The sequence below is a fragment of the Stieleria magnilauensis genome (assembly GCA_007753675.1).
GTDB lineage: Bacteria > Planctomycetota > Planctomycetia > Pirellulales > Pirellulaceae > Stieleria > Stieleria magnilauensis.
Genome location: CP036432.1, coordinates 1,736,818 through 1,755,087, shown reverse-complemented (window position 1 = coordinate 1,755,087; position 18,270 = coordinate 1,736,818). Strand labels below are relative to the sequence as shown.

Annotated in this window: 1 protein-coding gene (only partly in view); it reads left to right on the top strand. The window is 56.4% G+C overall.

The features are described 5' to 3' along the window. On the top strand, nt 1–18,270 hold the 3' portion of the coding sequence (locus TBK1r_RS06405; RefSeq protein WP_145208249.1) for a CARDB domain-containing protein. It extends 18,612 nt beyond the left edge of the window; 18,270 of the gene's 36,882 nt are visible here — the last part of the coding sequence; its start codon lies beyond the left edge, outside the window; it ends in the stop codon at nt 18,268–18,270.

Sequence of the window (18,270 nt, the reverse complement as noted above, 5' to 3'; positions counted from 1 at the left end):
ACGGCGGTGGTGACCGATGTCGAAGGCCGAACGACGACGATCACCAAGCCGATTTTTGTTCGCGACCCGAGCGACTTCGCCGCACCGGTAATCGAAGTCCTGCAACTCGCTCCGCCGGTGTTCACCGAGACACGGGATCTGATCGTCAATATCTCCGACACGGGACTGGCCGAGTATCGGATCGAATTGATTCCGAAAGGCGGCGGGTCGGCGCGATTGATCGGTCAGGGGACGACCAGCATCACGCAGAACGTCGAAGTCGATCCCGCAAAATTCCGCAACGGGTTTTACACCTTGCGTGTCACCGCGAGTGATTTCGGCGGTTTGTCGTCGACCTTCAATCACGACATCGAAATCAATTCCAGCGATAAGTCCGGGGCGCTGTTTGAAACGGCGACGGATCTTTCGGTGACGCTGGGCGGGATCACCCTGCCGATCACGCGGGTCCACGATTCGTTGACGATCGCCGCTGCGGATTCGGCCTTCGGCGCCCGCTGGACGCTGCCGTTGCTTGATCCGCAATTGTCGCTTGACTTGGGAGGCGATTCCGGCGACGCGTTTGCGGCGATGACCGACGACGCGCGGATCTACCTCACACTGCCGGATGGACAACGCGTCGGATTCCAATTCGCGCCGGCAGCCCTGTCCTCGGGCACTGTCGCCACCTTCGCGCCGGCTTGGCAAGCCGATTCGGGAGTCGATTGGACGCTCGAAAGCTTTGGAGCCAACCTGCGCAAAGCCGGTTCGGGCTACTACGTCGTCGGCAGCGGCCTACCCTACAGCCCCTCGCTGGTCCCTGTCGGCGACACCGTTTTCACGCTTGTCTCCCCCAGCGGCGAACGGTTTTCCTATGCTGCGAAAACGGCGTCGGCCTCGTTTTCACTGGTGCGGATCACGGCGGCCGATGGCAGCACATCGCTGCGGGTGACCGACAGCGGGATCGTTGCACCGAGCGGGGAGCGGTTGACGATCGTGCGCGATAGCGATCGGCGAATCAGCGAATGGGTGGGGCCGGCGGGCGAGCAGATTGTTTATCGCTATGACGACGACGGCCGATTGGCAGTCGCGATCGACGTGTCAACGGGCGACCGGACGTTCTACGGCTACGACACGAACTCTAGACTGACCACGATCAGTCCCCGTTCCACCGCCGGCCAGTCGATCAGCTACGACGTCGACGGTGCGGTGGACCAGATCGCCACGATCCAACCGCACCTGGGCGGCACGCGTCAAATACTGGCCGCCCCGATCACGGGCACACTCGGAAGCGATGCCGACACCTACGCGTTCACGATCACCGAAGGCGAATTGCGCAGCAGTCCCAGCGGCGGAATCACGATCGGAATCGATGTGGATGGTGCGGTCGGCCAGATTGTTGGGCTGACCGCCGGCACGAGTGTTGTCGACGGCACGCGGACGATCAACACGTTCACGATCAATGAGCCGGGAACATACCGGTTGAATGTGGCGGGTACGGCCAACGAAAGCTACACCGTCGCACTCTATCTGGTCGGTGATCTCAACGGCGACGACCGAGTCGACAGCGATGACAGCACGGCGTTCGCGATCGCCTTCGGTAGCACCTCGGTTGACGCCAATTACAGTCTTACAGCCGACTCCGACAGAGACGGCGACATCGACGCTATCGACCGCATTGGCCTGGGCGCCATGTTTGGTTTTGTGGCCAATAGAGCTCCCACCGGAACACCCACTACGCTACACAGTCGGGGGGCGACTCCTTTCGTTGTGGATGCAACGACACTTGTGACTGATCCGGAGGGAGATCCGGTGTTTGTCAGCGACGGGAATGGCAATGGAATGATAAGATCGCTCGGAGCCGGATTGATCGAAATTGCTCCCAGCGAAACGGCTGGCGCGGCATCGCTCGTCGCCGACGATGGATTGCTGGAGAGTAATCTGCTTGATATTCCGATCGAAATTCGATCGGTGGACTACGAACGCTTGGAACTATCTCGACGTGATCCGGTTTTATCTCCGGGGTCAACATCTAGGCTGCATGTCTTTGGCGTGCTGGCCGATGGGACACGTGAGTTGGTCCCGACCAGTGAGGTCGATTACACGACCGCCGACGCTTCGGTTGCGGCGGTCACGGACCAGGGATTGATCATCGCGGGTGAGGTCGGGACGACAAACATCGTGCTCGGTGTGGGAGGCTTGTTTGCCGCGACGGCAATCGAGGTCGGGGTGAAGGAAGACCGGATCGTACGGGTGTTCCCAGAAAGTTACGTTTTGGCCAGCTCGCAGACGCGGCAATATCAGGTTCGAGAAGTAACACCGGATGGCGTGATCGATTTGGCGGCGGACGAAGGAACGCGATACGTTGTGGCGGACCCATCGATCGCAACGATCGACGCTTCTGGCCTACTGACAGCGGTCTCAGAAGGAACCACGGAGGTTACCGTAGTCACCCGCGGTCGAAGCTTCGTGACGACGATCAAAGTCGCGTCGGTTCAGGCCGGAGGCTCAGTCATTGATATTAACGGCGGATTGGTCGCTTCGCAGGGAATCGAAGTTGGCATTCCGGCGGGAGCCTATGAACAATCTGTTTCAATCGACGTCGAAGAAGTGGACTTGGCAGACTTTCCCTACGACGCCCCGTTCGGATGGAATGCCTCGTTTGGCTTGCGAATCGACACCGGCGGTGTGGACGCGGAACAGCCGCTTTCGGTCGCGATTCCTAGTCCTGCCGGCTCCTCGCTGGGCGATCCGCTGTACCTGTTTCAGCCGGCCGAATTCCTGAACGCTGACGGCACCATCGACCAAAGTTGGTTACTTGTAGACTCAATGGTCGTTGGTGACGATGGCATGGCGCGAACAACTTCGTTGCCGAACATCGGTGCGAGCCGTCGTCGTTGGGCCAATGGGGGTGTCGTTCCCAAGCCGACTCTCGGCGGAGCGTTGATGGCAGCTTCACCGGGATCGCTGCTCGGGTTACTCGCGGCGATCACGGATCTCGATCTTCGTGAACTCGCCTATCGCAACCACGCTTCGAAGCCGCGAGGCTACCAGTCGATCGTCCAAATGGATGCCACGGGTGACTTCGGCGGTTCCGATGCGTTTTACGTGTATCCAGGATTGGACTTCGATTTCCTCGTTCCGGCGATACCGGATTTCCCCTATCGGATGGGTTATTTGTCCGCAGAGGAAGACGGGCTCACGCAGATCGCTCGAACCGATGTCCTTGTTTCGGAGGGAGAGACCGCAGGACTGTTGGTCCCATTAAAACCGCGGGCGGTGGTTTCTGGGCCTGCGGCTCCTTCAATTTTTGAAGCGAAGGTCACGTTCGGGACTGACACGGTGGTGACCGGTCCACAAATCGAGTTGGTAGGCAGTAATTTCCTGGCCGAGAACCCCTATCGAGAAGCTTCGGACCTGGGTAGCAAACTGGAGGATCTGTTTGTCACCGTTGAGGTCGGTGGTCGTGACTTTTTTGACACCAACGGAGACCTAATCGTCTTAGGGCAAGCGGACTATCAGATCAGCGGTGATGACCTTCGGCTTGAGGATGAGCCCGATGAGGAAGGCTCCGAAATCGATAAGAAGCGGTTGTTTGTTTCGATCCCGCCCAACGCCATGATCGGCGGGACTACGATCACGGTCAGCCGTCCAATGGAATTGCCTTTGGACGGTAAATTCGGGCGGCAGGTGTTTACGAGCAACCCGGTCGCACCGGTGGGAGATGGGCGATACGGATTCAGTCTCTCAGGATCCGAGGACACCGTCACGGTCATTGATTTGTCCAATGTGCTTGAACGCAACGGCGAGCCGGTCAAACGCCAGCCCGAAGTGATCGCGGAAATACCTTTGGGGACGGGGGATTCCGAGCGGGAAGACGTGCAAGAAGCGCCACGAAAGTCTGTGCCCTCGACCGACGGTTCACTACTCTATGTCACGCTACAACGCAGCGCTCGACTTGCTGTCGTTGATGCTGTGAGTTTGCAGGAAATCGATTTTGACTCCGATAAAAACGGAGTTCAAGCAATCCAATTGCCTTCTGGTGCGACTCCGTTCGACCTGGCGATGGACCCGCAGGGACGATTTCTTTTCATCAGCGACTTACATCGCAGTTCGGTGTACGTGGTCGATGTCGATCGATTCTCGCCGTATTTCCATCGTGTTCGGGGCACCATCCAATTCGGATCGGGCCAAGTCGGTGATGCCGTGTATGGCAGGCTGGGACTTCGAGGACTTGCCGTCAGTGCGGATGGCAACTTTTTGCACGTTGCCGCGCCGGCGACGGATCTGTTCCGTCAGCGGTTTGGTGAAAAAGGTGCATTGCTAACGATTTCGATTGCAAGTCTCAGGGAACAGCCAAGAGAGCAGGATCGTTCATTCCAACGTGACACCGATCCGCCGCCGATGCTGCTTCAGTTTGACACCAATCTTCCTGAGTCGGTGACGCCGGTCGGACCAGCGCCATTCGATGTGACCGCGACCGATGATCCGAACGTCATTCTGGTGACCGATCGTGTCGCCGATTCGCAGGCTCTTGGAGTTTTGCGGAAAGAAACTTCGGTGGATGGCGTTTCAACCTTCGCCGATGAATACGTTTCGGTCGTGGAATTTGGACAGATCCCGCGATTGGTCGAGGGACGAGATACCCATGCGTTCGCTGTGAGCAATGCACAGAGTGTCGTGTTTGTGCCCGCGAATACTTTCCAGCGGCAGCTTGAGAACAAGGAAGATGGAATCAGCGGAGAGCACCCGTCATACGCGCTCATTGTCGGATACAATGCGCAGCGAATCGGCGATTCCAAAAAAGACCCCGGACTTGCGCCGTTCTTCGCTTACAACCCTCGTCTGGAAAATCCGGAATCGCCCGGTAGCTTTCAATCGGTTTCGGTGCCTTTGGGAGCGGGCGGTACGATCGGGATCATACGCAATCCGCTGGGTGACTTTACCACAGACCTGACGCAACCTCGTATTGTAGCGGCGACACGGCCGATTCAATCCGGTTTCCCAGATGACGTCGCGGCATCGCTAGGGACCGGTGTCTTTATTACACCGTTCCAGTCCATCGATTCGGTCTTTGCCTACGACCTGGTTGGAACAATCGGAACCATTGAATCTGCCTATGACTCGGGCGTGATTCCCGCCTGGAGCCAATTCACTGAGGAATCGGCGGCAAACACGGAAGAGCTGAGCCGCCTTCTGCGAGGACCGCTTTCGACAGTACCGATCGATGCTTTGCAACCAGCGTTGGCGATTGCGGCGGACTATCGGTACTTCGATACGGAGATCGAAGGCCGGCGGACCGTGGGCTATGGCGTTCCACAAATCGGCCCCGATGGATCCGACCCGAATGATTTTGCACCGCTCCGTGTCGATGCTCTGCCGCGAGGTGTTTCGGTGCAGCCAAAGATTGAAGGGAAGCTGATTCAACTGTCGCCCACGCCCTACGGCAACCGTCCCAACTTGCAGGCGTTCCCAGGCGAATCACTTACGGTCGAAGCGGGGAAATTTGCCCAGGCGGAAGTCCACACCGGAACGCTGCACGAAGGTCATGTGCTTGTTCCCTATCACTCGCAGGGCGAGGATCGCGCCCTTCGATTGCGCTACGATTCGCTGAGAGCCGAACCGCGAACGTTGCAGTATTTTCAGATCAGCAATTTGGATTCTGTCGACGCCAGGGAAGAGGATTTGTTGAGCGTCGGATTGACGGCGATCGGCGGTGATATTCGTATCCGTCCGGCTGGAGTCGACTTGGAGGTTTCCGAGGAACTTGTCGCATCGGGGCTAACCGGTGGTGAAGCGCTCTTCCGAATCCCTCCGCCGACCGAGGGAAATGGCTATGGAGCAGGGATCCCGATCGATTTCACCGACGCGCCGACTGGGCTCTACAATTTGAAGATCGACGCGTCCATTCTCAGACGCGTCAGCGACGGATATCAATTGGGAACGTCGATCGCTCAGACTGAACCATTGGCGGTGGTCAATGGAATTGAAAGTCCGTTCGGTGCAGGATGGGGATTGGAAGGCTGGATGCAGTTGTTCCCGGGACCGGACGGCGTACTGCTGGTCGACGGTGGCGGAACAGAACAGATTTTCCTGAGTCCGCAGGAGCAAGGTCAACCTTACACACCGTTGGTGCCCGACCATTCCGAGTTGCGTCAATTGGAAGACGGGACCTTCACACGAAGGAAGCTCAACGGAACGGTCGAGACGTATGACGAGGAAGGACGACTCGAAACCACGAAAGATCGAAACGGAAACACCACGACGTTCGAGTTCGACGGCGAACAGCTCGTGAAAATGACTGATCCGGTCGGACTGGAAACGCTATTCCGATACGCCGGCGATCATGTTTCGGAAATCGTTGACCCGGCTGGCCGCAGGACTCGGTTTGAATACCAAGAGAATCGACTGGTGAAAATCATCGATCCCGATGGAACGATCCGGTCATTCGAATATAAACCCCGCATCGCATTCGACGATCCGTCCGAGCGGCCGTTCGAAAATCTGCTCACCGCGCAGATCCACAAACGTGGAAATGGTGATCCAGACGGCCCGGGCGAAACCACAGGGCCGTTTCGAGAAACGTACAGCTATGACACGTTTGGTCGTATTCGTAGCGGTACTGGATTGAACGACCGCGAGTTCTCGCTGACGCCGGCACAGATTCTGGGCGCCGAATTGCCGAAGGATTTCCGGCTGATCGAAGACGCTCCGGAACTGACCGAGCTTTCCAACACCGATTCGATTATTCGTCCGATCGATCAAGTGACGATGTGGTGCGGTGTCACCGATCCTGATCCGAGTGAGGGTTTGGGTACGCAGTATCTGGCCGATGCCATGTACACCGACTTTGACGGTCGCGTCCATGAGTTTTCCATGGATGGATTTGGGTCGCTTGTTCGAACCCGTCGCGAGGGCGAGATCGATCGCCAGATGCTTCGAGCAGCGGACAACGGCGTGGTGATTGCCGAGATTTCCCCAGGCGGCAACGTTACCTGCTACGAACGAGATATCTTTGATAATGTCGTCAAAATCACTCGATTTCCGGAGGGCCTCACCGGACCGAGGGCCGTTCAAGAGTATCGCTATAACTACGAAAAAGCGAATCAGCTCGAGTTCTTTAAGGATGCCGTCGATCGCACGTTCACCTATGTGCTTGATGACAACGGCAACGCAACGAGCGAGACAATCGTTGATCCAAGTCCTCCCGAAGGCAGTCCCGCAAGCGTCATGAATCAATTCAGCTTTGGCGCAGGCGGGCTTGTCGAATCAACGACTGACGGAAAAGGGAACAAGATCTTCTTCGCCTATGACAATCTCGGTCGATTGGACACCATTACCTACGCGGACGGCGTGCGCACGAACTCGTACTCCGACGAGACGGGGGATATCACAAAGATCACCGATGCTGCCGGCGACATCGTCAGCTACAGCTACGACGTGATGAGTCGGTTGGTCGAAACCCGTTACGACGAACCTCTCGACGGGAAGTCCTACACCGAAACCCGACGCTACGACGCCGAGGGGAATCTGCGAAGCATTGACGATTACAACAGTCACCTGACAACATTTGAGTACGATGTTCTTGACCGTCCCGCAGAGCGAGTGGACGCTGCCGGGATTCTGGATCTCGAAACGGTTTACGCCTACGAGCCGCAGGATGCGGTCGGCATCTACCCGATTGCAACCGGCGTGAATTACGAATACCAATTGGAACGCGACCCGCGTGGTTTCTGGACCGCCAGGGTGTTCAACGAGCATGGGTTGCTGATTCGTGAATACGACGAACTCGGTCGTGCAACTCAGCACAAATACAATACGAATCATCATCGAACAGCGACTCGATTGCCCGACGGTTCCGCGATCACCTACACACCCGATCAGATCGGGCGGGTCAAAAAGATCGCGGGGCCCGGTGCCGGAAGCCAAAATACGACACTGTTCGAGTACGACCTTGCTGATCGTGTCATCAAGCAGACCAAACTAAATAACACAAATGGTGGCAATCAAGTAACGACCTATGATTACAACCTGTTCGATCAGGTTGCCTTGATGGTCGACCCGGAACTGGCTTCGCACAAACAATATTACGATGCGGCGTCGAACCGAACCGCCGAGATCATCGCTGCCGGAACTCAAAGCGAATTCCGAACGGATTTCACGCACGATGCCCGCAACCGGATCAAGACTAGGACTCAGGCGGGAATTGCTGAGACACGGTACGAATACAACGGTGACGGAACGATCAGGGAAATTCTTGATGCGCGAGGCGGTGTCACCTCCTTCGTTTACGGGACGCTCGACGCTGTGCTCACCAAGACCGACGCGGAGAATCGGGTGACGCATACGATCTTTGACGGAGTCGGGAACATCATTGGTGTGGTCGATGCCCGCGGTTCCGGTCGCGACGACGAAGCGTTTCTTACTCGCTATGAATACGATGCCGCAAACCGGCAAACGAAGATCACCACGCCGATGGGGCATGTGACACGCTACGAGTACGATGGGACGGGCAACGTGACCGAGGTCATTTCCCCACGGTCGGCAACCTACGGCGATGAGTTGACAACGACCACGATGACGTACGATCCCGTCGGGAATCTCATACGGATGGAGGAGCCCGAAGGCAGAGTTCTGGTGATGGGATATGACGCTAATTTCAACTACAAGAATCTGGAAGAGATCTATGGGGAGGAAGGACTCGAGCGGCGTACTCGTTGGACGCATTTTGCCGATGGCCGTATCAAAACGATGACCGATGCACTCGGTCAGCTGAACAAATACGAGTATGACCTCGTTGGTAATCCGATCCGAATCATCGACCCGCGGGGCGAGGAATACCGAACCGAAGTGACATTTGATCGTCTCAATCGCACGCGTTCGCATACGACGGTTGCGGGTAGGCCTGAACGAGCGAAGCGAACGTCTGATTACGACGCAGCGGGGCGAATGACAACGGAGGTCGACCCGCTGGGGCTTGAGACGGTCTTTGCGTATGACGCTCTCCACCAAATTAGCTCGATCACGACGACAGGTGACGACGGGTTGAGCTTTGTCCGGAAACTTGAGTACGACACAATGGGCGATCTTCGCTCATTCACCGATGCCCGTGGCGATTTTTACACGACCACCTACGACGTTGATTTGGTTGGGCAGGTGCGGCTAAAGCGGGGGCCGTCCGGGACGCCCGACGATCCAAAGCCGTACGAGATCGAATACGATTACGACGCGATTGGAAATCTAAAATCGGAAAGTGATCCGCGTAATCCTGACTGGAAAACAGAATACAAGTATGACGCCGACTCACGCTTGGAGACGTTAAAGAACCCGCTCGGTCACGTCACCTACTTTTCGTACGATGAGGTCGGGAATCAGATCGCGGTGACTGACCCACGCGGCAATTCCCATGGTGACCCAGAGTATACGACGGAGTACTACTTTGATTTACTGGATAGAGAGATCGGGATGCGCGAGCCGGGTGTTGGGGCGACTTGCTGGGACCTCGATGCGGTCGGCAACGTCATCCGGGAAATCGGTCCGGGCGCTGGTCTCTCTACGTGTACCGCCGATGCCGACGCCGGAACACACACGACCATAAATACCTACAACGCGATGGGTTGGATGGAATCAACCACCGACGCGGAGGGCTACATTCGACGGTGGCAAGACTTCGACGCTGTCGGGAATCCCCGAACGATCATTGACAAACGCGGTTTCGAGTCAAAGTACACTTACGACGGACTGAATCATGTTCTACGTGTGGAGCGACAAGCCGGCGCTGGCGGCGAAGAAACGGTAGTGGAGACCTACCGTTACGACGTGATTGGCAATTTGCTGGAACACGCGGATGGTCGTGGTGCGGAGTACAAAATCGTTTACGACTACGACAGCCATTATCGACTCACTGAGTCAACGCAGCATTTGGTCTATGGTGCTGAAACGCTAGTCGAAACGCGGGGTTACGACGAAGTAGGCAATCTGACGTCGCTTACCAACCCGCGAGGCAACTTTTACACAAGTCGCATGACGGTCGATGCCGGAAACCGATTGGTACTCCTTCAAGAGCCGACCGGGACGGAGGCAGATCCGGGGCCTGTCGCAGAGTTCCACTCCGAATACGACCTGGCCGGAAACTTGATTCGGTCGGGGGACAATCGCGGAGAAGAGTATGATATTCGCTACGAATATGATGCCGCGGGGCGCCAGACCAAGCGGATCGAACCCACCGGTACTCTCGCTCAGCCCGGACCCGACGCGGTCACGATAACGGATTACGATGACGCCGGCAATCCGATCATGATCACTCACCCGCGTGTTAGCGAATCGGGGGATCCATTTGTCACGATACTTGACTACAACGGCCGCAATTCGCTGAACTTCCAGATCGATGCGGCGGGCTACCGCACCGAATACGAATACGATGATGCAGGCAATCTCAAATTGATGCGAGAGCCGGGTGGCGAATTCGGACCAGATCGGACCACCCGGTACGAGTACGATCAACGCAATCAGCTTCGATTCGAACGCGTTGGAACTCACGTGATTGAGCGGCGTTACGATGCGCAGGAAAACCTCACTCAGGCGCTCGGCCCCTTGGTGGACAAGCAGGGGAATCCTAACAAGATCGAGATCACTTACGATGCTCTGGGATACGTTAACTCCCAAACAGATCCTGAAGGGAACGTGACGGGCTATCTACGTGATGCCGTCGGCAACGTCATTGAGACACTCGATCCGCGCGGCGCGTATTACAACGTGTCGACTACCTATGATGGCGCGAACCGTGTCCGAGAAGTTGACGAACCGACGGGTAGCGTTGAGTTACCCGGCGATCGAATCACAACGGTATATGAGTACGATGGTGACGGGAACTTGATCAAATTGGTGGATCCGCGAGGGGAGAGATTTGCCACGCTGTTCACCGTCGATGCACAGGGGAACACGGTCAAGATTGATCGAGCCGGTGGAACAGTTGACGAAGTCTTGCGAAACATCGAGCGGTTTGAATTTGACATCGTCGGCAACCCCGTGAAAGTCATTGACGCGCGGGGCGAATCGTTTGCCCACACGCAGACGTTTGATCTGCAAAACAATTTATCGACGATCACCTATCCCAGCGACGATCGCCCAGGAGGCCGAACCGAGAGCTTCGAATATGACGCGGAAGGGAATCTGCTGCGGATGCACGCCCTGACCGGACCGACTGACGTGACTGAAAATGTCTACGACGGCCGCGGTCGTCTCGTGAAAAGTACAGATCCCCTCGGCCGAGTGACGGTGTTGGACTATGACCGATTCGACAATCGAGCGGTGATCACCGATCCCCTGGGCACGACGCGGTATCAATACGACGATCTCGACCGCTTGACCAGAACCGAGGATGCGGTTGGCAACATTGAGGTCATCGAATACCTGCAGGGAGATGCCGTCGTCCAGACGACCATCAACGGAACGCTGATCGGGCAGAGCGAGTTCGACGCCATGGGGCGACTAGTGAAGTCGATCGACCCGCTCGGAACATTTCAGGAAACGACTTACGATGAGGTCGGTAATGTCATCCGCACACAAGATCGTCGTGGATTGGTTACCGAAACGAAAGTCGATGCCTTCGGATTACCGCTTGAAGTGAAGGAGGCTGCCGGAAGCGAGCACGAGCGGGTCACTAGGATGACGTATGACGTGCTCGGACGTTTAGAATCGGTCGTTGATCCTCGGGGCGAGTTTTTCACCGCGCGGTATGTGCACGACAACTTGGGCAGGCTGATCGAAGAGCACAAGCCAACGGGAACTCCCGAAATCCCCGGGATTAACACGCAGGGGTTTGATGCGGCAGTGCATCAGTGGCGATACACTCCGACCGGGCAATTGGACTATGAAATTCCGGCCGGCGGTGATGATTATCGAATCGACTACGAGTACGATGCGATGGACTTTTTGAAGTCGCAGTCGTATTTGGCCACGGTGGGTGGCACACTGACGCCCGTGACCGAGACTTTCTTGTACGACACGGCTGGAAGGCTTCGTGAACAGGTCGACGCTACCGGCTACACCACGCGACAGACCTTTGACGCCATCGATCGGATCACGACGCGCGAGGTGGGGGCGGATTCATCCAATCCGGAGACGTTCGCTTGGACCTACGGGACCAATACGTTGGGTGACTTTGTTGAACAACGCAGCGGGGACAATGTACTCGTTCAGCGGACACAGTACGACGCTCTCGGACGCGTTCTAGAGCGTGCTAATCTGGGCGGCGTTCCCAGAAGCTACACTTACAACGAACGAGGGCTGCTGGAGACGCAGTCAATCGGTTCTGTGATCACGCGATATGAGTATGACGATCGTGGCCACTTGCTGCAGCAGAAAGACGGTGACGACAACGTGACGCAATTCACGCATGACGCGGAAGGCAATGTTCTTTCCGTGCTCGAACCGGGGCTGGCAGCACCGACTGTCATGACGTACGACACCCTGGGCAGATTACGTACTCGTACCGGGGCGGACGGATCAACAACAACCTATTCCTATGGCGATTCAAACTTCATCGAATCGATCGCGGATGGGGCCGGCGCGACGACCAGCTACGAACGCGATATTGACGGGCGTCCCTGGAAGGAATCCACGGTCTTCGGAGACCGCATCCGCGCGTATGACCCAATGGGAAATGCCGTGCAGCAAATAGATCGGCTGGGGCGAGTCATTCAGCGGGATTTCAATACCTACAATCAACCAATTGAAGAGCGGTGGTTGGATGGCGATGGGGGCCTTGTCCACACGCTGCACTTTGACTACACGCAAGATGGAAAGTTAAGCCTGGCCCGGTCCGGCGACAACGATGTCCGGCGAACCTACTCAGCCGATGGATTCCGGCGCGTGGCGGGCGAAACCACATCGTTTGTACCGGGGCAAGGCGAGATCGAGCTATCGGTGGACTACGATGATTTGGGACGCAAACATTTCAGCGAGTTTCTGGTGGGAACCGAAACCGTCGTACGTCACGACTTCGAGTACAACGATCCTCTGGGGCGGATATCGCGAGTCACCCAGTCGGGCGACGCAGTGACCAACAAGAACGTCTTATGGGAATATGCGTCCGGTCTCGATGCGACCTCGTCCGTGACGCGTTCGTCTAGCAGTCCGGGAGCTACTCCGGTGGTTTCGACACACGCGTACGATGTTCGTGGCTATCTGCGGTCGCTGACGCATTCCGGCAACGGGACGCTGAATCAGTACACCTTCTCATTCGATACGGCGGGGCGTTTGACAGACCGATCGGATTCCTACGACTCGCAAACACTTTCCTACGACGACTCCGGTCAACTTGAGTCGGTATCCTACTCCAGCAATGTTGCGTCCAATGAGACCTACATTTATGGAGCGGACGGGCAACGAGAATCGGTAGCGGGATTTGTGCTCGAGTTTGGAGACCACAGTCGCCTGTTGGCTGATGGCAGGTTCACCTACAGTTACGATGCCGAGGGAAATCTGATCGAGCGCATAGCGGTGGATGGCGGCGCGCGTACAATGCTCGACTACGACCACCGGAATCGGCTTGTTCAGATCCGAGAGTTTTCCGGTGACGGTTCTCCTGGACAGATCACCGAATTTGAATACGATGCCTTAGATCGACGGATCAGGATCCGGACCGACCGGACCTCAACTGAGGCAGGCGTCCAGGATCAATGGTTTGTCTACGAGGGAATCAACATCGTCTTGGAGTACGGTTCCTTTGATGGCGGAAACGTATCGCTGGACGCGGTGAATCTGTTCGGGCCCCAGGTTGACCAAGTATTGGCAGTTGACGACACGAACGGAAAGGTCTTGTGGCTATTGCCGGATCAGTCAATGACGATCCGAGATGTGGCGTTCGATAATGGTAGCCTGGCGAATCACATAACGCTCGACAGTTTCGGCCGAATCCTCGAACAGACCGACTCGCAGCATTCAGTCCGGTTCCTCCTGGCCGGTCGCGAGTACGATGAGCAGACAGGGCTTTACTACGTGCGAGCCCGGTACATGGACCCGGTCTCCGGTCGTTTCATTAGTGATGATCCTTTGGGGCCGATCGATGGTGACATCAACGGGTACCGGTACGCGTTAAATAATCCAGTGACGATGTCGGACCCGACCGGATTGGCGGTCGATCAACAGCCACATCCGTGGGCAAATCCGTACAGCGGCAGCAGAGATTTCATCGTAAACGATGCGATGCTGTTTGCGCAAGCTTTCGTTTACTTGCCTGAGGCAGCAGTTTCGGTGGTTACTGAATTTGTCGGGTTGGTCTTCGATCCGTTCATCATCGGAATCACCGGCTTTTTTCTGGATTACTACGGCGAGGGAAGCCAGGCCGGAAACTTTGACTACTACACCTTCGGAAGCTATTGGGAGAGCTATTTCCATGGTGAAGCGAATCTGTCCGATTTAGCACCTTTTGCACTCGGATTAGGTGCAAGCGTTGTCGGGGCCGGAATCGGGTTTGTTGCGACCGGTTTCAACCCTGCTGGTGCAATCGGCGGATTTGCCCTGGCCGGAAGCGCGTTCGGTATCGCGACGGGAGCGAATGACATTCGTCGCGGTTATGAGTCTCGCGACCCGCGAAAGATTGCGGCGGGTGTCGTGGGAATCGGAATGTCAATCGGTCCGGTCAAACCGGGGTTACGAGCGCTCAGAACAAATCCTCGCGCGAAGCCGCCTGTGTCCAATGCGACGGAAGTAAAAGGCAATACGTCAACCAATGTTTCCAGGCAAAAAGTCAATCGACCTGAACCGTTGGCGAAAGAGGCCGTTTCTGGTCGGCCTGCTGCCGAGCCCGGACCGGGGCCGGATGCGTTGCTCAATTCGATTGACGATTCATTGGGGGCGAATTCGCAACCCGCTCTCGGAAACAATGGGAAAAGCAATTGGTTCGACGACGCAACCAGAAAGCTGGCTGATGATATTATCCAGCGAGAGGGAGTCACGGCATTTAAGGCGGGTGACAGAAAACCGGGCTATAAGTGGAGTTATGAGGTCGTTAAGGATTCGTTCAGAAAGATTTATGGCGAAGTCGCGTTGGATAAGGTGCACTTCATGGACGCTGACCTTTGGGTTAAGGGCGTCAAGAGTGCGTACGAAAACCAACGCGGTAAGTTCCTGACAAACGAATTGTATAGCTCGCGCACCAAGGTTCGAAAACACGCTGACGATGTTTCAACTCAGGGTTCCATTCCCAACTGTGCAAACCAAGCTCTATGTGCTGCGGTGAATGGAAACTCCAATCGTTCGTCTGCAAAGCCGTATACACTCGGGGACTCCGCCAATGACCTCAAGGGGTCATTAATTAAATTCACCAACGATTCGGCACAGATTGCTACTGCACAAATTGCATTGTCAGGTGTATCAAGCTTCCCCATCCCAGGGCTTGCATCCGAACTTCTCGGCATTCTTCGGGCTGGTAGAGCTCAGGCTTACCAGCATTTGAATCGCGTTGTCGTCGGCGGCAAGACGCTCACCGGCGCTTTTGCTCAGTTGGAGTTTATTCAGAATGCTATGCGGAAAGCTGGGCTTTCTGATGCGGCGACGATTGGAATACGCAATGCTGACGATCTCCGATCAGCATTGATGTCTCGGAAACCAGTGGTGATCGCAAAAAGTGGGCACGCGGTGACTGCGATCGATCGGGTTCGGTACAAGGGCAATGAGTTCATCGCGATCCGCAATTCGCACCAAAAAGGGCTTCAGTTTGAGTTGATTGACGAATTTGTGGGTCAGTTGCAGCGTGGTAACAACGCCGTCGTACCGAGCCTCAAGGCGTTCGAGTCAGCGAAGCGAGCAATGCAGTACTCGGCCAACCGAAGGGCCAGCACTCAAGGTATTAAATCGCCGGGGGCTCCTTCTGCTGGTGCCCCCGCACTGGGTGCCCCGCGAGTAGGTGTGGACAGCGCAGGGAGGCCCAGTACATCGCCAACTCCCATCTCCGTGCCGGAATCATTCGGTAGCGGGAATACCGCGGCAAATATGAGAGCGTTGGCGATTCAGAACGAAATCCAGCAAGTCGCTGGCTTCCATACATTGCCTGGTATCACCCCCGAATCCGCAATCTCCATGTTCCGGAAGCGTGGCTATTCGCTCACACAGGCTGATCCGAGTAGTCCCGCATCCGCATTTGGCCCGACCAATGTTTTGACGAAAGCGATCCGAGACCGGTTCGGCCGCGACACCGGCTATACGCTGGGGATACGCATCGATCCGAATCCGGTCGGGTTTCACGGTAGAACGATCAAGGGATTCGCTGATGAAGCCGGCCCCTGGCATGCGCATATTGAACTAGTCGATTCGAAAGCGGTCGTCAAAGGAAACTACGATCCCTTTGCGCCAATCATCAAGTTCTCCGGTGACGGGCGTCCGGTATTCAACCCGAAATTCGAAAAGCCGCCGGCATTCGGCACGCAAGCGTTTGAGGACTTGCAACGCGCCGTGCATCCACCGATGAACGGTCCCCAAATCGATGTCACCGCCTGGAACATCTCTACGTCCTACAACGGGCCAGGAGCGGTACTGTTCGGGCCGGCCGCCCCGAATTATCGTGGTCCAGTGATTGGAAATCCCGATGTCTTGTTTGGTCCCGCGCCCTTCAAATATGGCGGCCCAACGCTCGGAGCGCCAAACACACTGTTCGGCCCAGAAGTTCAGTTTGGAAGCTCCGTCTTTCTGTTGAGCGAGCAGGGGCCACAGGGGAACGTTACTCCGACCGTAGCGATTCCAACCGCATTCAGCGTCGACACAATCGAGTGGCTGACCGCCTACGCCCGCACGGTTGCTGAGCGATTTGAGCGAGTATTCCCCGAGGAGGTGATCGAGACCACATTTTCCGGGATCCGCTTCATCTGGGAGGATCTACCTTCCGGTCAACTTGGCCGCGGTCTCTGGCTTCCCGAAAGCGACACGGATCCGCAGTCGTTTGAGATCGCGCTGGATCGAGATGCCGATGGTCACGGTTGGTTCATCGATGAAACACCCGGCGACGATGCCGAGTTTATCGACGGCCATCTGATGTCCGATCCGTCCAATGCCCGCTATGATCTCACCACCGTCATCTCGCATGAGCTCGGACACGCGTTCGGCTTTGGATCGATCTACACAACCTTCAACGACATGCTGGAGGTTGATGAGAACGGTTTTGTGTTCGTCGGTAATCAGGGCAGTTACCTTCTCGCACCAAATGGCAATGAGCTATCGCCGCAAGCCCACGGTGATTCACTTATGTCGGCGACGCTCCCAATCGGTCAACGAAAGTCGTTGACCGATGTCGACATTGACGTGTTTTCCAGTCTGCTTAAGTATGGCGAATCTGCGTCCTCGCTGAAGGATGTTGAGAGCACACCAGCGTTTCTGCACGTCGAACAACACGTCGCATCTCATACCGGATTTGTGACTTTGACAAATCAAATCGAGTCGGCGCTGCAGTCAATGCCGAACGTCGGTCTTCAGCCTCTTGCAAGTTCGTCCTGGCAATCGATCGGTGACATTACCGTCGCCGAAAACGCAGTGACCCTCAGCGAAGACGTCGGCATGCTCAGCGATCTGTCGCAGACGTTTGTCGTTCCCAATGGGGTCAATACGATTTCGTTTACGCTGACGGGGATCTCGATGGATGTCGGCGGAGTGGCCGATGGCAATGCTGTGCATCCGCCGGAGGTGTTTGAGGTCGCGCTGTTGGATTCGGTGGGGGCGACGTCGTGGATGGGCGAAATGGGGAAACTGTCCGGCGGGGATGCGTTGCTATCGATTCAGGCAAATGGGACGGTGTACTTTGCCGACGGCGTGACCGTCGAAGGGGTTCGTCGCAGCGGCCGAATCGGTGACTTGACCAAGCCGATCGATGTCGTCATCAGCCTGCCGCCCGAAGCGAGCGGTGAAGTCGCGACGTTGATGTTCGATCTGGTCGGGTTCGGGGAGGACAACAGCCAGGTCCAGGTCAGCAACATCCTGTTGGAAGCAAGCAACGGTTGGCAGAATCCGATCAACCCGTTTGACGTCGATGACAAAATCACAAACGGTGTGAAGTCCGTGTCGCCGCTGGACGCGTTGGTGGTGTTGAACGAATTGGCCCGTGCCTCGGTCTACCATCGCTCGACCAACAAGCTGTTTGAAATCACCGACACCGTCGGTCCGCCACCGTTCTACGACGTCAACGGCGACGGGTTCATCACCCCCAGGGACGCGCTCCGCGTGATCAACGAGGTCGCCCGCCAGCAAGCCGCCGAACCGGAAGCGTTTGACGAGGCGCTGGAGGCGTTGTTGGACGAAATGTAG